Genomic DNA, 24,199 nt, shown 5'->3' with positions numbered 1-24,199 from the left:
TCAGGTGCTGGCGGGCTCTATGGCGAGGAGCGGCTGTTCGTACTCGACCTGGGTCCCGTCAGGTACCAGGACCTCGGCCACACGGCCCGCGACGTTCGCCTCGACCGGATTCATGATCTTCATGGCCTCCAGGACGCCGACCTGGAGGCCGCACTCGATGAGGTCACCGAGCCGGACGAAGGGGTCCGCGCCGGGCTCGGGAGCGTGGTAGAAGGTGCCGACCATGGGGGCGCGCACGTACAGGACCGAGGTGGTGTCCTCGGCCGGGACTGATTCGTCCTCCTGGGCCGTCGCCGCGGGCGCCGACGGCCATTCGAGCTCGACGGAGGCCGCCCCCGACCGCACCACGATCCGCCGCAGCGGCCTGGGCGAGGCGCGCAGCAGCCGCTCCGCGCCCCGGACGACCTCATCGACGACGATCTCCGATTCCGGATCAGACATGATTCTCCCTACCGATGTCGCGGTAGCGCCGCCGGCGGGCGCGCAACAGATCGTCGAGCGGCACGCCCGTCACCTCCGTGAGGACGGTGGACAGGCCGTGCCGCAGCAGTTCGGCGGCGAGCGCCGGATCGCGGTGGGCGCCCCCTGCCGGCTCGGGGATGACGCCGTCGACGACGCGCATGCGCAGCAGCTCCCGCGCGTCCACGCGCAGCGCCTCCGCGGCGCGGGGGGCCAGGGCCCGGTCGCGCCACAGGATGGCCGCGCAGCCCTCGGGGCTGATCACCGAGTACACGGCGCCGGCCAGGCACAGGACGCGGTCCGCGACGCCGAGGGCGAGGGCGCCGCCGCTGCCGCCCTCGCCCGTGACGACCGCGATCGTCGGGGTGTGGAGCTGCGACATGAGCCGCACGCTCTCGGCGATGGCGATCGCCTGCCCGCGCTCCTCGGCGGCCACACCCGGGTAGGCGCCCGGCGTGTCGATCAGCGTGATCAGCGGCAGTCGCCACTTCTCCGCCAGCCGCATGAGCCTGGCCGCCTTGCGGTAGCCGGCCGGGGTGGCCATGCCGTGGTTGCGGGCGATCAGCTCGGCCGTCCCGTGGCCCTTCTGGTGCGCGATGATCATGACGGGTTCGCCCTCGAGGCGGCCCGTCCCGCCCACGATCGCCGGGCAGTCGCCCGACGCCCGGTCCCCGTGCAGCTCGACGAACCCGTCGACGAACTGGGCGATGTAGTCGAGCGCGGTCGGCCGTCCCGGGTCGCGCGCCGCCCGTACGGTCTCCCAGGCGTCACGCGCGGGCAGTTCCTCCGCGCGGCGGATGAGCGCGCCCGGGCCGGAGCCGCGATGGACCGGCCGGCCGCGGCCGAGCAGGGCGCCCAGCGTGGCCCGCAGCTCGCCTCGCGCCCTGATGCCGTCGATCAGGCCGCAGCGCAGCAGCGCCTCGGCGGTCTGGAAGCCCTCGGGCAGCCGCTCCCCGATCGTCTCCATGATGACCCTCGGGCCGGTGAACCCCATCCTCGCCCCCGGCTCCGCGACGATCACGTCGGTGAGCGTCGCGAAGGACGCGGCGACCCCGGCGTAGGTCGGGTCGGTGATGACGGAGATCGTGGGCAGGCCGAGACGGTCCAGCTCGGCCAGGGCCTGGCTGGTCTTGGCCATCTGCAGCAGGGACCAGATGCCCTCCTGCATGCGGGCTCCTCCCGAGGCCGTCACGAGCACCAGCGGGGTCCCGTCACGGGCGGCGGCGTCGGCCGCGCCCGCGATGGCCTCGCCGACGGCCACGCCCATGCTGCCGCCGAAGAAGCGGAAGTCCATGGCCGCCACGACCACGGGCACGCCCAGGATCGCGCCGCGCGCGCAGACCACGGCGTCGCTCAGCCCGGTGCGCTCGCGTACCTCGCCGAGGCGTTCGGCGTAGGGGCGGTCGTCGACGAAGTCCAAGGGGTCCACCAGGGTCGGCGCGGCCTCGAACGTCGCCGCCGACCCCTCGTCCAGCAGTTGTGCCAGGCGCTGGTGCGCGGTGAGCCGGGTGTGGTGCCCGCACTCGGGGCAGACGCCCAGCTCGCGGGCCAGGCGCTTGCCGTACACCAGGGCGCGGCAACCGCCGCAGGCCGACCACGCCACGGCGGGTGCGGTCGTCGTCATCGCCACCAGTCCTCCTCTGCCGGTTCCTCCGGGTCCTCCGCCGGCGGGAACGGCGGCGGGAACCCGAACCACCACAGGCCCGACAGCGCGGCGGCGTCCAAGACTTTCCGCAGGAACGACCTCAGCGATCGGGCCCACGGGCGGCTGTGTTCCACGTGTTCCTCACGGTCAGAAAGCGGATACCACTTCATAGATCTCGTACCGGTCGGCGAAGGGGCGCAGCGGAGAGGTGGCGGCCCGGTGCTCGGTGCCCGACTCCCACTGCTGGAAGCTGGCCAGGCTCTCCCACTCGCTCATCACCATCACGCGCAGGGGGTCGTCGGCCCGCCGCAGCAGTTCGTTGCCGAGCAGGCCGGGGGTGCCCTCGAGATCGCCGCTGATCCGGTCGTAGGCGCGCTCGACGGCGTCGGGCTGGTCGTCCGGGGCGACGTACCAGACCATGATCCGGGCCCGGCCGTTCACGCCGCGTTCCCCGGCAGGGCGTGCACGACGCTCATGGTGCTCATCGCGCCGCCCTTGCGGTACGGGTGCAGCTTCTTGCGGTGCTCGACGTGCTCGTCGCTGTGCTCGAACTCCCGGAAGCGCTTCTCGTCCAGCCAGTCGCTGACGACGTAGTAGACGCTGTCCTGCTCGGAGTCGCGCAGCAGCCACTGCCCGATGTTGGCCGGGTGGCCGGTGATGACGGAGCCGATGGACAGCCAGGTGTCCTCGAACCCCTTCTCCATGCCGGGGTTGATGTCGAAGCGCAGCAGCACGCGGAACGTCATCTCAGATCCCTCCGTCGACCCGGATCGAGGTGCCGGTCACGTAGCGCGACTGGGGCCCGGCCAGGAACAACACCACGTCGGCGACCTCGTCGGGGGTGCCGAGGCGGCCGAGCGAGGTCAGCGCGCGATAGCGGGCCTGGAGCGCGGCGTACTCGGCCTCGCTCAGGCGGGCGGCGGCCTCGGTCTCGATCACGCCCGGCTCGACGACGTTGACGCGGATGCCGCGGGGGCCGAGCTCCTTGGCCAGCGACCGGAAGAAGCCGACCAGGCCGGACTTGGCCGCGGTGTAGTGGGTGCGCTGGGCCAGGCCGACGGAGGCCACCCGGGAGCCGAGGCCGATGACGGACGAGCCCTCGGACAGGTGCGGCAGCGCGGCGCGTACGAGCTGGTAGGCGCCGGTGAGGTTGGTGTCCACGATGCGGTGCCACTCGTCCGGCCCGAGGTCCTCGACCGACAGGTGGCTGATCACGCCGGCGTTGTGGACGAGCACGTCCAGGCCGCCGCCGACCTCACCGATGAGCGCCGCGACGTCGTCGGGGCGGCGGACGTCGGCCCGGACCACGCGGTGCTCGCCGGGGATGCCCTTCAGCTCCCGCGCGAGGTCGGCGGCGGGCTCCCCGCCGGAGACGTGGCAGGTGACCACGTTCGCCCCGGCGCGGGCCAGGCCCAGGGCGATGGCCCGGCCGATGCCCCGCGTCCCTCCGGTGACGAGGGCGTTCTTTCCACTCAGTTGCGACTCCATCAGACTCCTCCGAGGACGACGGCGGCGGCCACGGCGTTGCCGGCCAGCGCGGTCACGGCGAACACGGTGCGCAGCAGGTTCCAGTTGCGCCAGCGGACCCTCGGGTCCACCGCCGCCCAGTTCTCCGGCGGGGCCTGCGGATCGAGCCCTGCCACGAAACGGTTGATCGGTACGTTCTTGCCGAGCGACACGTAGATCGCTCCGGCCAGCGCGGTCAGCGCCACGAGCAGCGGGATCCTGGCCACCCCGGGAGCGGTGAACACGAGCACCAGGTCGCACACCGTCGCGATGACCATGCAGATCGGCATGAAGGGATCGAAGCGGGTCACCAGGAACTGGTGCACCGGGATGTACTGCTCCCGCGGCAGCCTCTCCAGCAGCGGGGCGCCGCCCAGTGAGGCGATCATCAGCCCGCCGGCGGCGAGCCCGCCGCCGGCCAGCGCCAGGGGTAGGAGCAGCCAGGTCATCGCCGCCCGGCGGCCTCCTCGATCCGCTGCTTGATGTGGGCCATCTGGATCGCGGTGTTCTTCCGCAGGTGGGCGGCCATCTCCTCGTCGCCGTACGACATCGCCTCGTTGACGTGGAACTCCTGCACCCAGCGCATCTCCACGCCGCCGTGGCGCTCCTCGTAGCTCCAGAAGATGTTCATGTAGTCGAAGGCGTGCGACTCCACCCTGCGGGCGCGGACCGTACGCGACTTGGGGTCCGGCGTGCGCTCGGACACCCAGGCGTGCACGCTGCCGTTCTCGTCGGGGTGCATGGTCAGGCGGAAGCGGACGGTCTCGCCCTCGTGGCCGAGGATCTCCACCTTGGCGTACTCGGTGAACAGCTCCGGCCATGACTCCAGGTCGTTCGTCATGTCCCAGACCAGGTCCATCGGCGCGACGATCACAACGGCCGCCTCGGTGCGCCCGCTCATGACCGCACCGCCCCGGCCTTGTTGACGTAGCCGAGGAGCTTGCTGGGGGTCTCCAGTTCGACGATCAGGTCGTCGGGGATGGCCACGCCGTACTCCTTCTCGATCTTGTTCGCGATCTCCAGCACGGCGAGCGAGTCGTACCCGAGCTCCCCGAACGGCACATCCGCGATGTCGCCGTCCAGGTCGACCGAGTCGTCGACGCCGACCGTGGCGCGGATCACTCCGCGCAGGTCGTCGGCGGTGAACTCCGGCATTGCCTCTCCTCTCTCAGGCGGCGCGCACGACGAGCGCCGCGTTGAACCCTCCGTGGCCGCGGGCCAGCACGAGCGCGGTACGCACCCGTGACGGCCGCGGGCCCTCGCGGACGAGGTCGATGGCACAGCCGGCCGCGAGACGGGTGACGTTCACGGTCGGCGGGATCAGCCCGTCCCTGATGGACAGCAGCGCGGCGGCCACGTCGAGCGCGCCCGCGCCCGCGTAGATCCGCCCGGTCATCGTCTTCGGCGCGGTGACGGGCACCCCGTAGGGCCCGAAGACCTTGGAGATCGTCTCCGCCTCGATGAGGTCGAGGTCGGGCACGCCGTACGCGTCGGCGAAGACCACGTCCACGTCGCGGGGGTCGGTGCCCGCGTCGGCGAGCGCCTTGCGCACCGCCTGTTCCAGCGCGGGCGGCCGGCCGGTGCCGGGACGCGGGTCGAAGGTGGCGGCGTACCCGGCGAGCTCGCCGTAGATGGTGGGCGCTCCGCGCTCGCGCGCCGCGGTCCCCTCCTCGACGACGAGGATCGCGCCGCCCTCGCCGCCGACGTAGCCGTTGGCGTCCGCGTCGAAGGGCAGGTAGGCCCGGTTCGGGTCGGTACGCGTGCTCAGGTTCCTGGTGGGGATCTGCGCGACCACACCCGCCGGCGACAGCGCCGACTCGGTGCCGCCCGCCAGGACCATGCGGTGGTCGGCGCGCAGCGCGCGCCGGGCGTGGCCGAGCGCGTCCAGGCCGCCGGCCTGCTCGGACACGACCACCCCGCAGTGGCCGCGCAGCTTGTGCCGGATCGAGAGCTGACCCGTCGTCGCGGCGAAGAACCAGGCGATCGACATGTACGCGCTGACGTGGCTCGGCCCCTGGCTCCACAGGTTCTGCAGCTCGCGCTGCCCGAACTCGACGCCGCCGGTGGCGTTGGCGGTGATGACGCCCCGCTCGTACTCGGGCAGGTCCGCCGGATCGAGCACGGCGTCGGCCAGCGCCAGCTCGGCGGCAGCGAACGCGATGTGGCTCATCATCGAGGTCTCCGGCCGCAGCCGCCCCGGCACGTGCTCGGCGGCGTCGAACGAGCCCAGCTCACCCGCCAGCGTCACCGGGTAGCCGGTGCAGTCGAAGCGCCGGATCCTGTCGATGCCGCTCTTGCCGTCGCAGACGGCCGACCAGTACTCCTCCGCGCCCATGCCGTTCGGCGCGACGACCCCGAGGCCGGTGACGACGGCGCTCATGACGCCGCCCCGGCGAACACGATGGCGCTCTGGAAGCCGCCGAACCCGCTGCCGACCGAGAGCGCCACGTCCGTCCGGTGCTCACGCGCGGTCAACGGCACGTAGTCCAGATCGCACTCGGGATCCTTCGTGTGCAGGTTGGCCGTGGGCGGGACGACGTTCCTGTCGATGGCCAGCGCGCAGGCCGCCGCCTCGATGGCGCCGATGGCGCCGAGCGAGTGGCCGACCATGGACTTGATCGAGCTCATCGGCACGTCGTAGGCCCGGGGGCCGAGGGCGTGCTTGACCGCCGCCGTCTCGTGGCGGTCGTTCTGCTTGGTGCCCGAGCCGTGCGCGTTGACGTAGTCGACCCGGTCGCCGCCCAGGCGGGCGCGGTCCAGGGCGATCCTGATGGCCTCGGCCATCTCCCGGCCGTCCGGTTTGAGCCCGGTCATGTGGAAGCCGTTGGCGCGGGTCGCGTACCCGGGGATCGAGCAGTAGATCCGCGCGCCGCGGCGGCGGGCGCTCTCCAGCGTCTCCAGCACGAACATCGCCGCCCCCTCCCCCAGGACGAGCCCTCTGCGGTCGGCGTCGAAGGGCCGGCACGCCTCCTGCGGCCGGTCGTTGATCGTGGAGGTGGCCTTGATCGCGTCGAAGCAGGCCACGGTGATCGGCGACAGCGGCGCGTCGGTGGCGCCGGCCACGACCACGTCCGCCGAGCCCTCCTCGATCAGGCCGACGGCGTAGCCGAGCGCGTCGATGCCGGAGGTGCAGCCGGATGACACCACGGAGACGGGTCCCTCGGCGGCGCAGTCCCAGGCGACCTCGCGGGCCAGGGAGCTCGGGGCGAAGTAGTCGTAGAGCTCCGGGACGGCGTAGTCGTGGTCGACGACCCACTTGCGGCCGCCGTCGCTCACCACCGTGTACTCCCGTTCCAGGCCCATCGTGCAGCCGACGGCGTTGCCCACCGTGACCGCCGTGCGTTCCGGGGTCAGCCCGGGGCCGCCCGCGTCGTCGATCGCCTCGCGGGCGGCGACGACGGCGAGCTGCGCCGCGCGGTCCATCCTGCGGATCTCCTGGGGCGTCAGCCCCGCCGCGCGCGGGTCGAAGTCGCATTCGGCCGCGACCTGGCAGCGGAACCCCTCGGGATCGAAGAACGTGATCCGCCGGGTCGCCGGGACCCCCGAGGTGATGCGCTCCCAGAACGCCTCGCGGCCGAGGCCGCCCGGGGCCACGACCCCGATGCCCGTCACCACGACGGTGCGCCCGTCGGCGTTACCGGCCACCGTTCGCCCGCCCTTCTCCGGGGGCGCCCACCGGCAGGTGCGGCTGGTCCTGCGCGCCCGGAAGCGTCTCCAGGTCCACGTGGCCCAGCTCGGGTCGCGGAGCCAGGGGGCTCAGATGGAAGATCACGTACGCCTGCTCGCCGCCGTCGTTCTCCATGCGGTGCCGTACGCCGATGGGCACCATCAGCGCGTCCCCGGGGCCGAGCCGCTCGGGTGCGCCGTCGACCCGCATGACGAGCGAGCCGCGTACGACGTGGATGAACTCCTCCGAGTAGGGGTGGTAGTGCTCGCAGATGTACTCACCGGGTTCGAGGGTGAGCGCGCCGCCGAAGCCCGAGGCCGCGTCGACGGTCCGGGGGCTGAGCAGCACCCGGACGTCACCACCTCGGCGCCGGTTCGGCGTGACGTCGTCCCAGGTGACCTTCATGCTCGCGTCCAGGTGTAGAAGATCTCGGCCATGGCGTCCTTCGGCTCGCGCCAGTTGGGGTCGTACGGCGTCATGTACTCCGCCAGCTTGTGGTGGATGTCCTGGTAGAGCGGGTGGCTGCGGGCGCGGTAGAGGTTCTCGGTGATGTCCTGCTCCGCCTCGATGAGCTGGAAGTACAGCCCGTGGAAGCGGAAGAGGGTCCGCCGGTCGACGCCGATCATGTGCGGCAGCTCGGTGGCGTCCGACTCCGTCCAGACCCGCGCGACCTGTTCGGTGTCGCCCGGGTCCATGCGCGCGACGATCAATGCACGGTGCACGGTCCCTCCCTCTCCGCGGCCCGTGCCTCCCGGGCCGACGGACAGCACGCTCGCACCCGCTCCTCGGACGGCTGTCCAGCAGCGCTGGAGATCCGGGTTCCAGCAGCGCCCCACCCGCTCTCGAACGCCTGCCTGCACCGTTTCGACTTGTCCACGTACCGCGAAGGGGAGGGTGGCGGCTCGATGCTCACCGCGTTCCTGGAGGTCGTCGCGATCGTCGGCAGCGGCATCACCGCCGGCGTCTTCGTCGCGATCGCCCTCAGCGTGCTGCCCGCCCTGCGCGCGCTGCCCGCCGACCGCTACATCGACATGCACCGGCGGCTCGGCAAGGGCTACCACCCGACGATGCCGCTGATGGTCAACGGCGGCATGGTCGCCTGCCTGGGGCTGGTCTTCCTGACGCCCGCCCCGGCCCGGTACCTGTTCGCCGCCGGGTTCGTGCTGATGCTCGGCACGCAGGGGGTCTCCCACCTGGCGAACGTGCCGATCAACCGGCGTATCCAGGCGATCGATCCGGCGGCGATCCCGGGCGACTGGGACGATCCCCGTCCTTTGTGGCAGAACTGGCACCTGCTGCGGACGGCGCTGGCCCTGGCGGCGCTGACCGTCAACGCGGCGGCCGCGGCCCTGGTGACGGCATGAGCGGCGGCGGTTCCGGCGGCAGCCCTGGTGACGGCCCTGGCGGTCGTGTGCGGCGGCTGGTCATGGCGGCCGTGCTGCCGATCGGGTTTCTCGGGTTCTTCGAGGTCAGCGTGATCCCCGTGATCGCGCCGGCGATCCGGCAGGACCTGGAGTCGGCCCACTCCGCCACCCAGCTCGTCATCCTCGCCTACACGCTGCCGTTCGCCCTGCTGGTCGTGGCCGGGGGACGGCTCGCGGACCTGTGGGGGATCCGGCGGGTGTTCCTGCTGGGCGTCGGCGGGTTCGCCGCCGCGTCCCTGCTCGCCGCGGCGTCCTGGGACCTGCCGTCGCTGCTCGTCGCCCGCGGCGCGCAGGGCATGGGGGCGGCGCTCATGACGCCGCAGGTCCTGACCGCCATCCGGTTCCTCCTGCCCGCCGCGCGGCGGGGACGCGCCTTCGCCATGTACGCGCTCGTCGCCTGCCTGGCCACCGCGTGCGGCCCGCTGGCCGGGGGCTTCCTCACCCACTCGGCCCTCGGCTGGCGGATCGTCTTCCTCATCGAGGTGCCGGTCGGCCTGGCGGCCCTGGCCGTCGGCGCATGGTGCCTGCCGGGCCCCGCCGCGAGACCGGGCAGGCCCGGGATCGACGTGAGGGGGACGCTGCTCGCCGGGGTGGGCGTGCTGCTGCTGGTCTACCCGCTCACCTCGGGGACGTCGTGGGCCTGGGCACTGCTGCCGCTCGCCGCGGTCCCCCTGGTGATCTTCGTCCGGCACGAGAGGCGGGTGGAGCGGGGCGGCGGGCAGCCGCTGGTGTCGCTCGGGCTCTTCCGGCTGCCGGTCTTCACCGCCGGGCTGAGCGTCACCGTGCTCGTCTCCGTCCTGCTCGGCGCGTTCTTCCTGCTCTTCGTGATCCTCTTGCAGGACGGCCTGGCCTACGACGGGCCGCGCCTCGGCCAGGCCATCACGCCGTGGGCGATCGGCACGGCGGTGGGCGCGGCGCTCACCAGCCGCCTGACGCGGCGGTTCGGGCGGCGGGCGCTGCTCGCCGGGGCCGTGCTGATGACGCTGGGAATGGGGGCCTTCGCCTGGGCCGTGCCGATGGCGGAGGGGATGCCCGCCTTCGCGTGGGCGCTGCCGATGGGCGAGGGGGTGCCCGCCCTGGCGGGGGCCGTACCGGTCGCCGGGGCCACGTCGGTGCCGTTGGCGCTGGCCCTGGCCGCGGCCGGGATCGGCACGAGCCTCGTCGCCACGCCCGCGCTCGACCTGGTCATGAGCTCGGTGCCGGCCGGTGAGGCGGGCGGCGCGGCCGGCATGTTCACCACCTTCCGCCAGATCGGCGGGGCCGTCGGGGTCGCCGTGGCGGGCGCGTTCTTCTACGCGCTGCTCGGGGATCCGGTGTCGGCGGGGCGCGCGGCGTACGTACGGGCGTTCTCCATCACGGTCCTGCTGGACGTCGTCCTCTGCCTGATCATCCTGGGACTGATCTTCATGCTGCCACGCTCAGCCGAACCCGCCGAACTCACCGAACCCGTCACCCGACCGGTGGCGCTCCTGTTCCCCGGCCAGGGCGCGCAGGCCGCGCGGATGGGCGCCGGACTGTACGGTCACGAGCCCGTCTTCACCGCCACCATGGACACGGCCTTCGCCCTGATGGGCCCCGAGGGCGACCGGCTGCGCGAGGAGTGGCTGCGGGAGCGGCCCTCCGACCTCTTCGACGACGTCACCCGGGCCCAGCCCCTCCTGTACGCGGTCAACTGCGCGCTGGGCCGGATGGTCATGCACCGGGGGGTGCGCCCGGCCGCGCTGCTCGGCCACAGCGTGGGCGAGATGGCCGCCGCCACGCTCGCGGGCGTGTTCTCCTTCGAGGAGGGCCTGCGCCTGATGCGCGACCGCGTCGAGCAGATCAAGGACAGCCCGCCCGGCGGGATGCTCGCCGTGGCCGGCTCCCCCGGCGACCTCGCCCCCTACCTGAACGGCCAGGTCGTCGTCGGGGCGGTGAACGGGCCGCGGCAGACCCTGCTCGCCGGACCGTCGGGACCGCTCGGCGAGGTCAGGGAGCGCCTGGTCGCCGACGGTTTCACGTGCCGGCCGACGCGCGCGCTGCAGGCGTTCCACAGCCCGGCCCTGTCGGCGCACGCCGCGGCCTCGGTCCCCGCCTGGCACGCGACCGAGCTGCGCCCGCCCGAACTCCCCCTCTACTCCGCCTACCGGCCCGGCCGCCTGCCGGACGCCGACGTCCTCGCCCCCGAGTTCTGGGCGGGGCAGCCCGCCGAGCCGGTCCTGTTCCGGACCGCGCTCGACCTGATGCTGGAGGACGGCGACTTCCTGCTGGTCGAGGCCGGCCCCGGGCAGGGCCTGTGCGCCCTGGCCCGCCGTCACCCCGCGGTCGTCTCCGGGAGAAGCGCGGTCATCGGGCTGCTCCCGGCCCGCTCGGGCGACGACTCCCGCGACCGCGAGGCGGTCGACGCGGCTTTCCACCGGATCAGCGCCGAAGGGCATCCGCTCGATCGGCGTCCATGACGGCTCCCAAGGAGGGACCCATGCCGTACGCGGCCATCACCTACAAGGTCAAGCCCGGACACGAGGACGAGATCGAGAAGATCTTCGCCGGCTTCCGGCGCGTGAGCACGCCGGTCATCCGCGACGCCGCGGGTGAGAAGGTCGGCGAGCTGCTCGGCAGCGCCGTCTTCATCAAGGACGAGTTCATGGTCAGGGTCATCCACTACGAGGGCTCCATCATCGAGGTCGGGCGGCACATGGCCACGCAGGGAGGCGTGCACGACCTGGAGGAGAAGCTGGCGCCCTACCTCGCCGAGCACCGTGACACGAAGACGCCCGAGGGGTTCCGGCGGCACTTCGCGAACTCGATCATGAGGTCGATCGCGCAGCTCACGCCGGAGAACTATCCGGGCGCGGGCGCGTAGGGGTCGTCCATGTACCGGGCGGATCTTTTCGAGGGGCTGCTCAACATCGACGTGGTGTTGTCGCTGGCGGCGCTGCTGGCGTGGTGGTGGGCGGCCCGCGCCGCCTCCCGCTTCCCCCACCCCACCCCTGCCCCCTGGGCCGACCCCATCGACGACCCACCGGCCCGCGAAACCCCGGACGAACGCCCGGCCCACGACGCACCAACGCTCGGCTCTCCGGCCGACGGCGACCCAGGGAACGGCGGCACAACCGGCGGCGACCCGACCGGCGGGCATCCGGCTCGCGGTGACGCGGCCGACGGGAGTCCGACCAGCGGGCATCCGGCTCGTCGCGACGCGGCCGGCGAAGGTCCGGCTCGTAGTGGCGCGGCCGGGCCGGGGGTTGGCGGGGTTTCGGCCGGGGAGGCCGGTCGGGGTGCCGTGGGCGGCAAGCCTGCGGGCGGACGTGCCGGTCGGGATCCGGGGCGGCGGGTGCGGATTCGGGCGCGGATCCTGCTGGGGGTGCTCGCCGCCGGCACCCTGCTGCTCGTGGCGCGCACGGTCATCGGCGCCCTGCTCGCCGGCTTCGGCTGGGAGTTCGGCGCCGACCGGGTGGTGGTGGCCGCGCCGCTGGTGCTGCTCCCGGCCGTCGCGGTGGCCTGCTGGACGGTGCCCCGCCTGTGGCGGCTCAGCTCCCGGCGCTCCCCGTCCCCACCACCAGAGGCCCCGCTCCCAGAAGCCTCGCATCCCGAAGCCTCGCGTCCTGAGGCCGGGGCTCTGCCGGACGGAGGTCTTGCGCCGAAGGCTCCGCCGGCCGGGACGTTCCCGGCAAGAGCCTGGCCGTCGCGGGAGCCGAAGATGGTGTGGCCCGTGCAGGTGACGGCGGTGGGGGCGGTGGCCGGGTTCGTGCTCGCGTTCCTGTGGCCGATCTCCCCGCCGTTCACGGGCGAGGCCCTGATCGTCTTCACCGCCCACGGCCTCACCAGCGCCCTGCTGTGGAACCGGCTGGGGCGGCGCGCCCGTACGGGCCCGGTCAGGCCCAGGTGGGGGCGTCGCGCGCTGGCCGCGGCGCTGGTCGTGGCCGTGGTCGGCGGGTGTGCGCGGTTGTCGGCGGAGGCCAGTGAGCATCCGCCGGTCATGACCATGCACGGCCCCGGCCTGCCCACCGCGCACGGCTCGGCGCACTCGCCGCTGTTCGGGAACGCGCCGGGTTCCGCCACGCCCGCCGAGGACCCGGTGAGCGTGACCGAGCTGACCGAGCCGGACACCGGCCCGCCCGACCGCCGCTTCACCCTGGTGGCGCGCGAGCAGCGGGTCCGGCTGGCCTCGGGCGCGGTCGTGGAGGCGTGGGCGTTCAACGGCAGCGTGCCGGGCCCGGAGCTCCGGGTGCGCGAGGGCGACCTGGTCGAGATCACGGTCGTGAACCGGCTGAGCGCGGCCGAGGTGAGCGTGCACTGGCACGGCGTCGACGTGCCGAACGCGGCCGACGGCGTCCCCGGGGTCACGCAGGACGCGGTGCCGCCGGGCGGGCGGTTCACGTACCGGTTCCGGATCAAGCCCGGTGACATCGGCACCCACTGGTACCACTCCCACCAGAGCGCCTCCGAACAGGTCGGCCGTGGCCTCTTCGGGCCGCTGATCATCGAGCCGGCCGGTGCTCCCGAACGGGAGGACGTGACGGAGCGGACCGTGATGATGCACACGTGGCAGTCGCAGGGCCGCGACCGTCGCGCGTTCGGGCTCGCGGACCGGCTCGAACGCCTGGCCGTCCCGGCCGGCCGCAAGGTACGGCTGCGCGTCGTCATCACCTCGCCGACCCCGCGATTCTTCACGATCGACGGAACCTCGTTCATGATTACCGCAGTGGACGGAAATCCGATCAACGGCCCCTCCGCGCTGTCCGGCGTCCGTCTCATGCTGGGCGCGGGCGGCCGGTACGACATCGAGTTCACGATGCCCGACGGCCCGGTCCGGCTCACGGAGGCGTACGCGCTGGACTCCGGCCTGCTGATGAGCCCCGACGGCGGCGGAGAGGTGACGCCGACGACGTGGAGCTCGCCCGAGTTCGACATCAGCCGGTACGGCACCCCCGCCGCCACCCCGTTCGACCACACGAGCCGCTTCGACCGTACGTTCAGCTTCAAGTTCGACAACCGGCCCGGCTTCTACGACGGCTCCTTCACGCTGCTGTGGATGATCAACGGGCACGTGTACCCGGACATCCCGACCCCCGTGGTGCGCGAGGGCGAGCTGATCAGACTGCGGTTCGCCAACCGCAGCCGCCTGGACCATCCGATGCACGTGCACGGCCACCGCATGCTCCTGCTCACCAGGAACGGCCGGCCGCTGTCGGGCAGCCCGATCTGGCGCGACACCGTCGACGTCCAGCAGGGGGAGATCTGGGAGGTCGGCTTCCGCGCCGACAACCCCGGCGCGTGGATGGACCACTGCCACAACCTGCTGCACGCGCGCGCCGGGCAGATGATGCACCTCATGTACGACAACGTGGAGTCCCCCTACAAAACCGGGGGCTCCACCTCCAACCACCCCCTATGACGGAGGTCAGCGGTGACGGCGACGGAGACGTTCCCCGTGTTCATCATCGGGCGTGACACACGAGCGGCGGGCCGGCTGTTCCGGCTGCTCGCCGGCCTGGCCGGCCTCGGGCTGCTCGGGCATCGCCTGGCCGGGGCGTCCGCGGCGGAGATCGGCCTGGTGGCGGCGTTCGCCGTGCTGCTGGCGGCGGCCTACACGGTGCTGTGGCGCCTGCTCATGTCCCGGGTCATCGGCCGGGTGAGCCCGTGGGTGACGAGCGCGCTGCTGCTCCTGCCCCTGCTGGCGTACGGGGCCGATCCGGGCGGTTCGGCGTTCTTCAACGGCGCCGCCGGCTATCAGTCGATCTCGCTCATCGTCAACGCGGTCAGCGGCTACGGGGGCCTTGAGGTGGCCGCGATCCCGGTGCTCGTCTGGCGGCGGCGGTGTCCGACCTACAGCCCGTTCAACACCGTCGACCTGCTGGAGCGGGCCTGCCACGAGCGGCCGGGGGGCGTGGGGGCGGCCGTGGCCGCCGCGGTGTCGGCGGCGATCTCCGTGCTCGTGTTCACGGCCTACTGGCTGGTCCCGCTGTTCGCCTCCTACGTCCCGGCGTTCGCGGCGTTCGCGGAGCGGCTGCCCGGGGCCGCCGCGCTGGCGCTCCTGATCCCGGCGGCCCTCTTCGGATACGCGGCCCTGCGCCCGCGGACCCGGGCGGTCCCCGAAGGGCTGGGGGCTGAGGACGGAGACGAGGCCCCGCGCGGCCGGACGCGGCGCTTCGATCGTGTCCAGGGGACGGCCGCGGGCGTGGCTCTGCTGCTCACGCCCGCGTTCGTCCTCCTGTCGGAGCAGGGTGGTGGCCCTCAGGGCGTCCTGTGGGGCCTGATCACACTCATCGGCCTGGGCGTCGGCGCGGCCGCGCTGTCGCGGAGGTTGTTCGGGGGTCGCGCGGCGGGGAAGAACGCCGAACCGTCCAGGCTGTCACAGTAGCCTCACCTCAGACGGCCATGGCCCCGCGGCGGCGACGATCGGTTGACCACCGCTCCGCCCTTGATCACGGCGTCCATGCGGGAGACGGCTCCCAGTTTGGTGAAGATGTTGCGCAGGTGACGTTTGACCGTCCCCTCGGTGATCCCCATACGGCTGGCCACCTGCGCGTTGCTCAGTGCCTCCGCCACCAGCGACAGCACCTCCCGCTCGCGCCGTGAGAGCGCGTTCGGCGGTGTGCCGCGGACCGGATCCGCGCTCTCGTAGGCCAGCGCGCCGACGCCCACGATGATGACCGTGGAACGCGGCGCGGCCTGGCGGAGCGCGTGCACCGTCGTCGAAAACTCATTCTCGAAGGTGATGATCTCCGCTATTGCCTCCCGTGTGCGTTCGTCTCCGCCGAGAACCAGGACAGTGTCGTCGTTTACCTTCTGCTTCATAGGGATTCCTCGCCAGGCCTCTGACCGCGGTGTGCAGACTTGATCACATCTCGTGAGGAATGCCGTGCACAGGTCGGAGGGGAGTCAGAGTAAAGACCTGCGGATCGTGCGTTTCTAGGCGGCTGCGAGCACGGATGATTCGTCGTGACGTTCGGCAGGCCGGCCCTCTGTGCGGGTGGCTCCGGCGTGAACGAGCGCGACCAGGCGGGCGCCGTCTGCGGCGCGCCGGCTGGCTGGGACCGGCTCGGTCAGGTGAGCCCGGCAGCGCCGGGTCAGGATCGCCGGGAGCACCTCGGCGGGCGCGGAGCGGAAGCGGAGCGCATCGTTGCCAGCGGCGAGCACCGGGGCGCGCGGGCCGCGCCAGGCGCAATCGCATGACAGGGAGGACCACGGCCCGCTCGATTCGCGGCAGCCGTAGGTCCGGGTGATGAGCTCTGTGCTTCCGTCCGTGCGCGGTGGCACGTCGATGGTGGCCAGAGGCTCGTGCGGGAGCCCCTGGGAAAGGCGTCGCCGGCCCGTGCCGATGGCCGGACGGCCGCCATGCTCGTCACTCCCGTAGGCGAACAGGGCGCTTCCGGCGTCGGCCCGATGTGCCGCGGCGGGCATCGAGCGGGCAATTCTCTGGTTTGACGATGGAGGTGGAAGGGGGGCCGCGGCGCGGCCATAGAGGTCGGAGTCAGGGACTACGGTGAGCACGGTTGTGCCTTCCCGACCGGCGCTGGTGCGTCGGTCATGCATGAGACCTGCTCGATTACCCGGAAAGGCACTACCTTTCCCGGATCCGCAGGGTCTAAGCATTGTTCCGTCGAGCTGGCTTAACATATTGCGCTCATTTTCTCAGTGATGCTATGTCGCCCCACGGGTGGTGTCCAGGCAACCACTGCAGTTCTCCATGCGGGAGCACCCGATTTACGCCTTGATGAATTAACTCAGACTCCAACTTTTTCTTCAGCCCCAGGACCCACTCTCGCGGTTCGCCGCCGTCACGCTCCGCAGGCGGCCAGTGGCGGCGGGTCGGCGCCGTCGAGGATCGAGCGCTGGAGCCGTCGCAGTGGCTCGGCCGGCTCCAGGCCGAGTTCGTCACGGAGCGTCATCCGCATGCTCTGGAACGCCTGCAGCGCCTCGCCCCGGCGGCCGGCGCGGTAGAGCGCCTCGATGAGCCGGGCGTGGAACCACTCGTTGAGCGGATGGAGCACGACGAGAGATCGGAGTTCGGCGATGAGCGTGCGCGCCCGGCCCAGCCGCATGTCCGCTTCGATGCGGGTGCCCAGCGCGCGAATGCGCAGTTCTTCGAGGTGAACGGCGTGTGCCTGCAGCAGGACGCCGCAGGGCGTGTTGGCCAGCGGCGGCCCCTTCCACAGGGCCAGGGCCTCGCCCAGCACGTCCGAGGCCTCGTTCGGCCGGTCCTTCTCCAGCAACCGGTTGCCCTGGTCGATCAGTTGCTCACATGTCAGGGCGTCGAACTCATCCTCACCCAGCCGCAGAAGATAGCCGGGAGGCTTGGTGATCAGTCGCTGGCGGTCACGGTTGAGCTCCTTACGGAGTTGATAGATGTAGGTCTGCGTGGTGGTGACCGCACTCATCGGCGGGCGGTCACCCCAGAGCTCGTCAATCACCGACTGCATATCAACGACACTGTCGGCACGAAGCAGCAGCAGGCCCAAAACGCGGCGTAATTTCGGAGCGCTCGGCGTCCTCACACAGTCGTCTCGATAGACCTCGAGCGGGCCGAGAACCTTGAAGCGAAACATGCCTCCTCCAGCGCGATTCGAATATGTCACGAATTACAGTAAGCGCCGTAAGATTCACGAGCAAGGTGGCTGCCCATAAAGGGATACCCCTACGTCGAAAGGCGCATCCGCTAAAGGGGGACCCCTACCTCTCAGGGTGCATCCCCCTTTCGAGCGGGCCTCGACCACCCCTCCATTACCCGGAATTATTCTTCGTTAAAAACAAACAGCGCCACAGGAGGGTTCGTGCCGAATCGTTTTCTCAGCGGCGGGTTCGCGCCCGTTCAGGATGAGCTGAACGTCATCGATCTGCCCGTCGAGGGTGCCCTGCCACCCGACCTCAACGGCATCCTCATGCGTAACGGGCCCAACCCGGTCAAGCCGGACCCCGAGCACCCGAGCTGGATCCTCGGCGACGGGATGATCCACGCCTTCGAGCTGCGCGAAGGGCGGGCGGTCTCGTACCGCAACCGCTGGGTGCGTACCGACCAGGCGAGCGAGGAGCTCGGCGAGCAGCCGCCCGGCGGGCAGCCCGACCGGTTGGTGCCGCCCGACTACAGCATGGCGAACACGAACGTGATCGCCCACGCGGGGCGCATCCTCGCCCTGGAGGAGGTCTGCCTGCCCGTCGAGGTCGACCGGTCGCTGTGCACGATGGGCCGCTTCGACTTCGGCGGCAAGCTGAAGTCGGCCATGACCGCGCACCCCAAGACCGACCCGGAGACCGGGGAGCTGGTCTTCTTCGGTTACGACCCGGCCGGGCCGCCGTTCCTGCGGGTGCACATCGCGGACCGGGACGGGGAGCTCACCATGTCCCAGGACGTGGACATCCCCCGACCGACCCTGATGCACGACTTCGCGATCACGCAGAACCACATCGTCCTGATCGACGGGCCGGTCGTCTACGAGCCGGGCCCGTTGAAGGAAGGCGCCGGCAAGCTGCCGCTGTCCTGGCGGCCGGAGTTCGGCACCCGCGTGGGCGTGCTGCCCCGGACGGGCGGCGCGACGCGCTGGTTCGAGGTCGAGACGTGCTTCGCCTTCCACACCGTCAACGCGTACGAGGAGGGCAACGAGATCGTCGTCGACGTGATCCGCCACGCGACCATCGGCGAGGCCCTGCCCACCACGCTCGACCGGTGGCGCGTCGACCTGACCACCGGCCGCGTGCGCGAGGAGCGGCTCGACGACAACTCTCAGGAGTTCCCGCGCCTGGACGACCGGCGCCTCGGCCGGCCGCACACCATCGCCTACTGCAGCCAGACGCCCATCGAGCCGGGCGAGTGGACGTTCGGCGGCCTGCTCAAGCACGATCTGCGCACCGGCCGTCTGGAGAGGTCCTTCATGCGGCCGGGCGAGGCGGCCGGAGAGCCCGTCTTCGCCCCTGCGGGAGCCGGGGAGGAGGACGGCTGGATCCTCTCCGTCGTCTACGACGCCAACCGCGACGGCAGCGACCTGATCGTGGTGGACGCCAGTGACTTCACCGCTCCGCCGGTGGCCAGGGTCCGGCTCCCGCAGCGGGTCCCGTTCGGCTTCCACGGCAACTGGATGCCCGACGCGTGACCCTCGCAGAAGGACGTCCCTCTGAGTGACGTCTCCCAGAGAGGGGACGTCACTCAGAAGAACGTCACCGAACGCTCACTCAGGCGGTGCCGGTGGATCCACCACAGCACCGCCTGAGCCGCGATCAGCAGCGGCAGGGACGGCAGCAGCACGATCGTGATCCGCTGCAGTGTGCTGGGCTCGGCGACCTCCTGCAGCAGCCGCGCGGCCGTCAGCGCCCCGGCCGCGAACGGCACCGACACCGTGGCCACGGTCGTCGCGACGAACGTCAGGCCGTCACGGCCTTTCCTGAGGGCGAGCCAGGCCCCCGCGGCGGCGACGGGACCGAGGGCTCCGAGGAGCAGGGCGATCGGCGTCACGCCGTCCACCACGAGCGGCGCCGTGGCGATGAGCAGCGCCAGGAGCGCGACCACGGGCAGCGCGACGCGCCCGGCCACCTGCCTGGCCCGCTCCCGCAGTTCACCCGTGGCACGGGCGGCGAGGAACGCCGCGCCGTGCAGGAGGAACAGCGCGACCACGGCGAGCGCGCTCAGCAACGCGTACGGATTGAGGACGAAGATCCCTTCCTCACCGGGACTCTGCGCGGCGTTGCCCAGGAAGAGACCGGCCGCCGCGGCGAACACCACGCTGGCGCCCGCCATGATGGCCTCCCAGCGCGTCTGCCACCGGCGCCCGGGCCGCCGCGACCGGAACCACATGCCCATGTCACGGACGAGCCAGGCCGCGATCAGCACCACCACCGTGGGGAACAGCGTGGTGAACAGCCTGGCCTCGGTGTCGGGGAAGGCCACGGCCAGCGTGCCGGCGAAGGCGATCAGCCAGACCTCGTTGGCCAGGAAGAACGGCCCGACGGCCGCGATCACCCGGCGCCGGGCCGGTGGGTCCTGCCGCAGCGCGCCCATGAACATGCCCGCGCCGATGCTGAACCCATCGAGCCCGAACCAGCCGGCCAGGAGCAGGCCGACGACGAGCAACCAGACGACGTCCATCAACGCTCCCCGGCTAGTACGGCTTCTTCGGAGTCGTCGCCCAGCACCCGCCCGAGCACCACGGCGTCCGGCCCCTTGCGGGCGACCCGGGCGATCACCGTGTAGCCGACGACCACCAGAGCCAGATACAGCGACGTGAAGATCACCAGCGAGGCCAGGATGCCGCCGGCGCTCACGTCGGAGAGCGCCTTGTCGGTGGGCAGCACGTCGTAGATGATCCAGGGCTGCCGCCCCATCTCACGCACCACCCAGCCGAGGATCGTGGTGACGAACGGCAGCGGTATCGTCCAGACCCCGATCCCGAGCAGGAACCGGCGCTTCTCGATCCGGCCCTGGCCGAGCAGCACGATCGGGATGAGCGCGAACAGCACATAGAGATAGGCCACCGACAGCATCACCGTGAGGATGATGGGAATCCAGTCGGAGGCCAGATAGTTCCCCGGGCCGTGCTCGGCGACCATCTGGGCCTGCACCTGTGTGGCCTCGTCGCTGCCGGGGAGTTTCGTCGGCTGATTGCGCACCACCCACAGCACCGACGCGTCGCCGAAACCGATGGTGAAGAACGTGGCGATGTATCCGACGGTCAGCCCGAGCCGCATGGAATAACGGAAGAACCCCACCTCGCTGGTGCCCCGGCGGAAATGCCAGGCGCTCACGCCGGCCATGAAGAAGCCGCCCACCATGAGCGCGGCGGGCAGAATATGGCCGACGGCTAGCAACGCGGCGGGATTGGTGAAAACCGCGCCGACGTCGACCATGCGCAGGCCATCGCCGTCGCGCACGAAACCCACCGGGTTCTGCAGAAATCCGTTCGCGACGACGATGAGGTACGCGGAGGCCAGCGCCGCGGCGGCGACGACGTAGAACGTCGCCAGATGCAGCGCCTTCGGCAATCGGCCCCAGCCGAAAATCCAGAGACCGAGGAACGTCGATTCGACGAAGAATGCGAACAGCGTCTCCATCGCCAGCGGGGCGCCGAAGAGCTCGCCGGCGAAGTGCGTGAGCCCGCTCCAGTTGAGACTGAATTGGAACTCCAGCAGCAATCCGGAGATGATGCCGAGCCCGTAGTTGACGAGGTAGATCTGGCCCCAGAACTTGGTCAGCCGCTCGTGCAGCGGATTGCCTTTGATCACCCAGACGGTCTGTAAGAAGGCGATCAGCGGCACAAGACCCAAGGTCAGGGCGACGAAGAGGAAATGCAGGCTGGTCGTGATGCCGAATTCGAGACGGGCCAGGTCAAGCGCATCCATCCCTCATCGCCCGGTCCGCCGAAAAATGCCGAACTCGACCACGAGGCCAAGCAGGGCGCCGCCGCCGAAGGCGATTAGCTCGTCGATTCCGAGACCGGTGTCCCGATTCATCAGCAGAGAGACGACCACGTTGCCGATGACGATGCCCACGATGATGAGTACGATGAGCCTCACCGTCGGTGCAACAGATCCCTTGACCTGGTCCTCACTCATGAATAGCGCCTCTTCCGTGTAGGCGTACCTGTTCTAACACCTGCCAAGGCTACAACTACGATCAGGCGTCGCGATCATACTCAGGGATAAGTCACGCTCATACTCGGGGATAAGGCGCGCGTCATACTCGAGGTCGGATCGCGCCGCTCGCCTACTTCCCAAGGGGGAGAAGCCCGAGCAATGAGCGCACCGCGTCACCCAGCGCGCGCCGCGGATCGCCCACGCCGGCGGGCTCTCTCCAGGCCACGAAGCCGTCGGGCCGGATGAGCACGGCGCCCTCGGGCGTGATGCCGTGGGCGGCGGCCCAGCGGCCCTCCGGGTCGGCGACGTCCACCCCCACCCGCAGCACCTCCAGCGGCATCGGGATGCCGGCGGCGACCTCGCGGCCCGCGTCGTACCAGCCGCCGGCCCGCTCGCCGGTCAGCAGGAGCAGGCCGTCGCCGAGCAGGTCGAGGGTGGACACGCGCGCGCCGTCCCGCTCCAGCCACAGGTGCGGGATCCGGGTGCCGGGGCGGCCGCTGAACTCCAGCTCGCGCGGGATGGCCTCGACGGATCCGTTGCCGGGCACCGGGTACTGGTAGCCGTTGGCGATCACGTGCACGCCGCGCAGCCGGGCCCGCAGCTCGTCGGTCATGCTGCCGGGCCGCCTGTTGTGCATCAGCCAGGCCTGCTCGGCGGTGGCCGCGCCGACCGGACGGCGCTCCCGCTCGTACCAGTCCAGCAGCCCCGGCCCGGCCCAGCCCTTGACCACGGCGGCCAGCTTCCAGGCCAGGTTGTAGGCGTCCTGGATGCCCGCGTTGACGCCGAGCCCGCCGGCCGGGGGGTGCGCGTGGCACGCGTCGCCGGCCAGGAAGACCCGCCCCTTGCTGTACGCGTCGGCCACCATGTGCATGGCCTGCCAGCCGATCGCCGACTCCAGCTCGGGCTCGAGGTCGGGCACGCCCATGGCCGCCCTGAGCACCTCGACGCAGCGCTCCGGGGTGAAGTCCGCGGGCGACTCGCCGCGCTCCGGGTCGTAGTGGGCGCCGTACATCCACCGCTCCGGCGAGATGTAGAACAGCATCCCGTTCGTCTCGGGGTTGCGGATCAGCGCCCAGGTGAACTGCTTGGCCCCCGGGGGCAGCTCGAGCTTGGCCCGGAAGACGATGTTGACGAAGGTGTCGGAGCGGCCCTTGCTCACGTGCTCGATGCCGAGCCCCTGCCGGACCCGGCTGCGGACGCCGTCCGCGCCGACGAGGTAGCGGGCCTCGATGGTGCTCCGCTCGCCCGTGCGCCGGTCCTCGATGGTCGCGGTGACGCCGTCGTCGGCGGCGGTGAACTCGGTCAGCTCCGTCTCGAACCGGACGTCCTGGCCGTGGGCTCGGGCGTCCTCGAGCAGGATGCGCTCGTAGAGGTCCTGGCCGCACCAGTACGGGCGGGCGGGGCTGATGGGCTCGTACTCCAGGTCGTGCGACTCCATGACGAATCCCGCCGCGCTCTCGGCGAAGGAGCGGGTGCCGAGCGCGAGCAGCGCCGTGGCCCGGCCCTGCTTCACCTGCTCCGCGCGCGTTCCCGGCGGCACGAGCTCCATGCCGCGCTCGGCGATGCGGGCGCCGAGGCCGTACTGGCGGAACAGCTCCATGGTCCGGGCGTGCAGGCCCGTGGCGCGCGGTACGTCGGACACGTCGTCGCGGCGTTCCACGACGACGGCGCGGACGCCCCGGTGCGCGAGGAACACCGCGGTGGCCAGGCCCACAGGCCCGCCTCCCACGACGAGAACGTCAACCTGCTCCTTGGACATGCGCTCTCCTTCCATCCCACTGACACGTGCCCAGTGACACGTGCATGGTGGCCGCCCTCCCTCGAACTCCGGTCGAGCGGGAGTGGAAGGAGACCGCTCCGAGTCCCGGTCGACCCTCCCTCTAGCACGGCGGGTCACCCTGGGCCGCGGAACCCCTCATGAGGAGGACGACGTGATCGACAACACGATTCGCCCGACGGCCGGTCCCCAGGACCGGGCCGCCGTGGTGCGGACCGCGCGCTCGTACTGGGCCGCCAAGGTCCTGCTCAGCGCCGTGGAGCTGGGCCTGTTCAAGAAGCTCGAGAAAGGCGCCGCGACCGACGCGGACATCCTGCGGGACTGCGGCATCCACGCCCGCGCGGGCCACGACTTCCTCGACGCGCTGGTCGGGCTGGGGTTCCTGGAGCGGGAGGGGAAGTCGTACCGCAACGCCCCCTCCGCCGACCGCTACCTCGCCGCCGGGCCGGACTCGCTGGAGGGGCTGATGCGGCTGCTCAGCGCGCACTTCTCGGTGTGGTCCGACCTCACCGGCCTGCTCCGCGACGGCGGCCAGCGCACCAACGTCGGGCGGGACTTCAAGAAGCTGTACGAGGACCCGGAGGCCCTCGAGCGTTTCATGGCCGTGATGGACGGCGCCAGCGCCGAGATCGGCCCCGCGCTCGCGTCGGGCTATGACTGGGCCGCCCGCGCCTCGTTCGTCGACCTGGGCGGCGCCCGGGGCAACGTCGCCGCGGCCGTCGCCCGCGCCCACCCGCACCTGCGGGCGGGCTGCGCCGACCTGCCCGCGGTCGAGCCGGCCTTCGACCGGCACATGGACCGGCTGGGGCTGACGGGCAAAGTCCGCTTCCACGCCTGCGACTTCTTCGCCGACCCGCTGCCCGAGACCGACGTGATGATCATCGGTCACGTCCTGCACGACTGGGACTCCGAGCAGTGCGTGCGGCTGCTGAGCCGCGTCCACGACGCGCTCCCGCCGGGCGGGTCGGTGCTGATCTACGACTCGATGATCGACGACGCCCGCCGTGACCCGGACCGCCTGCTGCTCAGCCTCAACATGAAGCTGATCACGCCCGGCGGCACGGGCTACACCCCGGCGCAGGCTCGTTCGTGGCTGACCGAGGCGGGGTTCGCGAAGACCGCCGCCTCCCGACTCACCGACTCCGACACCCTGGTCGAAGGCCGTAAGGCCGCTTAGG

General features: G+C 71.5%; 26 protein-coding genes. 8 read left to right on the top strand and 18 right to left on the bottom strand.

Going from position 1 to position 24,199, the window contains the following annotated elements; translation table 11 throughout:
* The 12 genes from AB0I15_RS15315 to AB0I15_RS15260 all read right to left on the bottom strand — a co-directional run bounded on the left by AB0I15_RS15315 (position 1) and on the right by AB0I15_RS15260 (position 7,999).
* Positions 1 to 441, bottom strand: a complete 441-nt coding sequence (locus tag AB0I15_RS15315; RefSeq protein WP_358095037.1) for a biotin/lipoyl-containing protein — start codon at positions 439 to 441, stop codon at positions 1 to 3.
* Positions 434 to 2,083 carry an acetyl-CoA carboxylase carboxyltransferase subunit alpha gene (locus tag AB0I15_RS15310; RefSeq protein WP_358095035.1) on the bottom strand — a complete coding sequence of 550 codons (1,650 nt, stop codon included), beginning with the start codon at positions 2,081 to 2,083 and terminating at the stop codon, positions 434 to 436. Before AB0I15_RS15310 ends, AB0I15_RS15315 begins: the two co-directional genes overlap by 8 nt.
* A gap of 168 nt (positions 2,084 to 2,251) precedes the next feature.
* Positions 2,252 to 2,545 (bottom strand): antibiotic biosynthesis monooxygenase, encoded by a 294-nt coding sequence (locus AB0I15_RS15305; RefSeq protein WP_358095033.1) that lies wholly within the window; start codon positions 2,543 to 2,545, stop codon positions 2,252 to 2,254.
* Positions 2,542 to 2,850, bottom strand: coding sequence for an antibiotic biosynthesis monooxygenase (locus AB0I15_RS15300; RefSeq protein ID WP_358095031.1), 309 nt, complete (start codon positions 2,848 to 2,850; stop codon positions 2,542 to 2,544). Before AB0I15_RS15300 ends, AB0I15_RS15305 begins: the two co-directional genes overlap by 4 nt.
* A gap of 1 nt (position 2,851) precedes the next feature.
* Entirely contained in the window at positions 2,852 to 3,592 is a 741-nt protein-coding gene (locus tag AB0I15_RS15295; protein ID WP_358095030.1) for an SDR family NAD(P)-dependent oxidoreductase, read from the bottom strand.
* Positions 3,592 to 4,059 carry a DUF1772 domain-containing protein gene (locus AB0I15_RS15290; RefSeq protein ID WP_358095028.1) on the bottom strand — a complete coding sequence of 156 codons (468 nt, stop codon included), beginning with the start codon at positions 4,057 to 4,059 and terminating at the stop codon, positions 3,592 to 3,594. The genes AB0I15_RS15295 and AB0I15_RS15290 overlap by 1 nt, the downstream gene beginning before the upstream one ends.
* Positions 4,056 to 4,511: an SRPBCC family protein gene (locus AB0I15_RS15285; protein ID WP_358095026.1), complete on the bottom strand. Its 456-nt coding sequence runs from the start codon at positions 4,509 to 4,511 to the stop codon at positions 4,056 to 4,058. The genes AB0I15_RS15290 and AB0I15_RS15285 overlap by 4 nt, the downstream gene beginning before the upstream one ends.
* The gene (locus AB0I15_RS15280; RefSeq protein ID WP_358095024.1) at positions 4,508 to 4,765 is read right to left on the bottom strand and encodes an acyl carrier protein; all 258 of its coding nucleotides are present in this window, start codon (positions 4,763 to 4,765) and stop codon (positions 4,508 to 4,510) included. Before AB0I15_RS15280 ends, AB0I15_RS15285 begins: the two co-directional genes overlap by 4 nt.
* Positions 4,766 to 4,778: 13 nt before the next feature.
* Positions 4,779 to 5,990, bottom strand: a complete 1,212-nt coding sequence (locus AB0I15_RS15275) for a ketosynthase chain-length factor (RefSeq protein ID WP_358095022.1) — start codon at positions 5,988 to 5,990, stop codon at positions 4,779 to 4,781.
* Positions 5,987 to 7,255 (bottom strand): beta-ketoacyl-[acyl-carrier-protein] synthase family protein, encoded by a 1,269-nt coding sequence (locus AB0I15_RS15270; protein ID WP_358095021.1) that lies wholly within the window; start codon positions 7,253 to 7,255, stop codon positions 5,987 to 5,989. Before AB0I15_RS15270 ends, AB0I15_RS15275 begins: the two co-directional genes overlap by 4 nt.
* Complete coding sequence (locus tag AB0I15_RS15265; protein ID WP_358095019.1) at positions 7,245 to 7,682, bottom strand: cupin domain-containing protein; 438 nt, start codon at positions 7,680 to 7,682, stop codon at positions 7,245 to 7,247. Before AB0I15_RS15265 ends, AB0I15_RS15270 begins: the two co-directional genes overlap by 11 nt.
* Positions 7,679 to 7,999 carry a TcmI family type II polyketide cyclase gene (locus tag AB0I15_RS15260; RefSeq protein WP_358095018.1) on the bottom strand — a complete coding sequence of 107 codons (321 nt, stop codon included), beginning with the start codon at positions 7,997 to 7,999 and terminating at the stop codon, positions 7,679 to 7,681. The genes AB0I15_RS15265 and AB0I15_RS15260 overlap by 4 nt, the downstream gene beginning before the upstream one ends.
* A gap of 147 nt (positions 8,000 to 8,146) precedes the next feature.
* On the opposite strand from AB0I15_RS15260, the gene AB0I15_RS15255 reads away from it, so the two are divergent.
* Genes AB0I15_RS15255 through AB0I15_RS15235 form a run of 5 tightly spaced genes read left to right on the top strand, consistent with a single transcriptional unit; the run spans position 8,147 to position 15,044 of the window.
* Positions 8,147 to 8,641, top strand: coding sequence for a DUF1772 domain-containing protein (locus AB0I15_RS15255; RefSeq protein WP_358095016.1), 495 nt, complete (start codon positions 8,147 to 8,149; stop codon positions 8,639 to 8,641).
* A complete protein-coding gene (locus AB0I15_RS15250; protein WP_358095014.1) occupies positions 8,638 to 11,139 on the top strand; it encodes an MFS transporter in 2,502 nt (833 codons plus the stop codon). Before AB0I15_RS15255 ends, AB0I15_RS15250 begins: the two co-directional genes overlap by 4 nt.
* 20 nt (positions 11,140 to 11,159) lie before the next feature.
* Positions 11,160 to 11,543, top strand: a complete 384-nt coding sequence (locus AB0I15_RS15245; protein ID WP_358095012.1) for a SchA/CurD-like domain-containing protein — start codon at positions 11,160 to 11,162, stop codon at positions 11,541 to 11,543.
* A gap of 9 nt (positions 11,544 to 11,552) precedes the next feature.
* A complete protein-coding gene (locus AB0I15_RS15240) occupies positions 11,553 to 14,078 on the top strand; it encodes a multicopper oxidase domain-containing protein (RefSeq protein WP_358095010.1) in 2,526 nt (841 codons plus the stop codon).
* 12 nt (positions 14,079 to 14,090) lie between these two features.
* A complete protein-coding gene (locus AB0I15_RS15235; RefSeq protein ID WP_358095008.1) occupies positions 14,091 to 15,044 on the top strand; it encodes a DUF6410 domain-containing protein in 954 nt (317 codons plus the stop codon).
* 2 nt (positions 15,045 to 15,046) lie between these two features.
* On the opposite strand, the gene AB0I15_RS15230 is transcribed toward AB0I15_RS15235, so the two are convergent.
* Positions 15,047 to 15,481, bottom strand: coding sequence for a helix-turn-helix transcriptional regulator (locus AB0I15_RS15230; protein WP_358095006.1), 435 nt, complete (start codon positions 15,479 to 15,481; stop codon positions 15,047 to 15,049).
* A 186-nt stretch (positions 15,482 to 15,667) separates the two neighbouring features.
* On the opposite strand from AB0I15_RS15230, the gene AB0I15_RS15225 reads away from it, so the two are divergent.
* On the top strand, positions 15,668 to 15,859 hold the full coding sequence (locus AB0I15_RS15225; protein WP_358095004.1) for a hypothetical protein: 192 nt from the start codon (positions 15,668 to 15,670) through the stop codon (positions 15,857 to 15,859).
* A gap of 605 nt (positions 15,860 to 16,464) precedes the next feature.
* On the opposite strand, the gene AB0I15_RS15220 is transcribed toward AB0I15_RS15225, so the two are convergent.
* The gene (locus AB0I15_RS15220) at positions 16,465 to 17,232 is read right to left on the bottom strand and encodes an AfsR/SARP family transcriptional regulator (protein ID WP_358095002.1); all 768 of its coding nucleotides are present in this window, start codon (positions 17,230 to 17,232) and stop codon (positions 16,465 to 16,467) included.
* Positions 17,233 to 17,457: 225 nt separating this feature from the next.
* Between AB0I15_RS15220 and AB0I15_RS15215 the strand changes: the two genes are divergently transcribed.
* The gene (locus tag AB0I15_RS15215) at positions 17,458 to 18,771 is read left to right on the top strand and encodes a carotenoid oxygenase family protein (RefSeq protein WP_358095000.1); all 1,314 of its coding nucleotides are present in this window, start codon (positions 17,458 to 17,460) and stop codon (positions 18,769 to 18,771) included.
* Between the two features lie 53 nt (positions 18,772 to 18,824).
* Here AB0I15_RS15215 and AB0I15_RS15210 read toward each other — a convergent pair whose 3' ends face one another.
* From AB0I15_RS15210 to AB0I15_RS15195, 4 genes are all read right to left on the bottom strand, one after another.
* Positions 18,825 to 19,760, bottom strand: a complete 936-nt coding sequence (locus AB0I15_RS15210; protein ID WP_358094998.1) for a cytochrome d ubiquinol oxidase subunit II — start codon at positions 19,758 to 19,760, stop codon at positions 18,825 to 18,827.
* Positions 19,760 to 21,010, bottom strand: coding sequence for a cytochrome ubiquinol oxidase subunit I (locus AB0I15_RS15205; protein WP_358094997.1), 1,251 nt, complete (start codon positions 21,008 to 21,010; stop codon positions 19,760 to 19,762). Before AB0I15_RS15205 ends, AB0I15_RS15210 begins: the two co-directional genes overlap by 1 nt.
* Positions 21,011 to 21,013: 3 nt before the next feature.
* The gene (locus AB0I15_RS15200; RefSeq protein ID WP_358094995.1) at positions 21,014 to 21,223 is read right to left on the bottom strand and encodes a hypothetical protein; all 210 of its coding nucleotides are present in this window, start codon (positions 21,221 to 21,223) and stop codon (positions 21,014 to 21,016) included.
* A 151-nt stretch (positions 21,224 to 21,374) separates the two neighbouring features.
* Positions 21,375 to 23,003: an FAD-dependent oxidoreductase gene (locus AB0I15_RS15195; protein ID WP_358094993.1), complete on the bottom strand. Its 1,629-nt coding sequence runs from the start codon at positions 23,001 to 23,003 to the stop codon at positions 21,375 to 21,377.
* Positions 23,004 to 23,175: 172 nt separating this feature from the next.
* Between AB0I15_RS15195 and AB0I15_RS15190 the strand changes: the two genes are divergently transcribed.
* Entirely contained in the window at positions 23,176 to 24,198 is a 1,023-nt protein-coding gene (locus AB0I15_RS15190; protein ID WP_358094991.1) for a methyltransferase, read from the top strand.
* Position 24,199 lies beyond the last annotated feature (1 nt).

The sequence above is a fragment of the Nonomuraea sp. NPDC050643 genome (assembly GCF_040654715.1).
Taxonomy (GTDB): domain Bacteria; phylum Actinomycetota; class Actinomycetes; order Streptosporangiales; family Streptosporangiaceae; genus Nonomuraea.
Note: the sequence above shows the minus strand (reverse complement) of the source record. Positions and strands in the feature narration are given on the sequence as shown.

Bases quoted from the DNA above. Each gene is read 5' to 3' on its own strand.
- AB0I15_RS15230 (WP_358095006.1), bottom strand. From the start codon at position 15,481: ATGAAGCAGAAGGTAAACGACGACACTGTCCTGGTTCTCGGCGGAGAC.
- AB0I15_RS15210 (WP_358094998.1), bottom strand. From the start codon at position 19,760: ATGGACGTCGTCTGGTTGCTCGTCGTCGGCCTGCTCCTGGCCGGCTGG.
- AB0I15_RS15275 (WP_358095022.1), bottom strand. From the start codon at position 5,990: ATGAGCGCCGTCGTCACCGGCCTCGGGGTCGTCGCGCCGAACGGCATG.
- AB0I15_RS15245 (WP_358095012.1), top strand. From the start codon at position 11,160: ATGCCGTACGCGGCCATCACCTACAAGGTCAAGCCCGGACACGAGGAC.
- AB0I15_RS15265 (WP_358095019.1), bottom strand. From the start codon at position 7,682: ATGAAGGTCACCTGGGACGACGTCACGCCGAACCGGCGCCGAGGTGGT.
- AB0I15_RS15295 (WP_358095030.1), bottom strand. From the start codon at position 3,592: ATGGAGTCGCAACTGAGTGGAAAGAACGCCCTCGTCACCGGAGGGACG.
- AB0I15_RS15300 (WP_358095031.1), bottom strand. From the start codon at position 2,850: ATGACGTTCCGCGTGCTGCTGCGCTTCGACATCAACCCCGGCATGGAG.
- AB0I15_RS15240 (WP_358095010.1), top strand. From the start codon at position 11,553: ATGTACCGGGCGGATCTTTTCGAGGGGCTGCTCAACATCGACGTGGTG.
- AB0I15_RS15285 (WP_358095026.1), bottom strand. From the start codon at position 4,511: ATGAGCGGGCGCACCGAGGCGGCCGTTGTGATCGTCGCGCCGATGGAC.
- AB0I15_RS15280 (WP_358095024.1), bottom strand. From the start codon at position 4,765: ATGCCGGAGTTCACCGCCGACGACCTGCGCGGAGTGATCCGCGCCACG.
- AB0I15_RS15290 (WP_358095028.1), bottom strand. From the start codon at position 4,059: ATGACCTGGCTGCTCCTACCCCTGGCGCTGGCCGGCGGCGGGCTCGCC.
- AB0I15_RS15195 (WP_358094993.1), bottom strand. From the start codon at position 23,003: ATGTCCAAGGAGCAGGTTGACGTTCTCGTCGTGGGAGGCGGGCCTGTG.
- AB0I15_RS15315 (WP_358095037.1), bottom strand. From the start codon at position 441: ATGTCTGATCCGGAATCGGAGATCGTCGTCGATGAGGTCGTCCGGGGC.
- AB0I15_RS15250 (WP_358095014.1), top strand. From the start codon at position 8,638: ATGAGCGGCGGCGGTTCCGGCGGCAGCCCTGGTGACGGCCCTGGCGGT.
- AB0I15_RS15220 (WP_358095002.1), bottom strand. From the start codon at position 17,232: ATGTTTCGCTTCAAGGTTCTCGGCCCGCTCGAGGTCTATCGAGACGAC.
- AB0I15_RS15310 (WP_358095035.1), bottom strand. From the start codon at position 2,083: ATGACGACGACCGCACCCGCCGTGGCGTGGTCGGCCTGCGGCGGTTGC.
- AB0I15_RS15205 (WP_358094997.1), bottom strand. From the start codon at position 21,010: ATGGATGCGCTTGACCTGGCCCGTCTCGAATTCGGCATCACGACCAGC.
- AB0I15_RS15200 (WP_358094995.1), bottom strand. From the start codon at position 21,223: ATGAGTGAGGACCAGGTCAAGGGATCTGTTGCACCGACGGTGAGGCTC.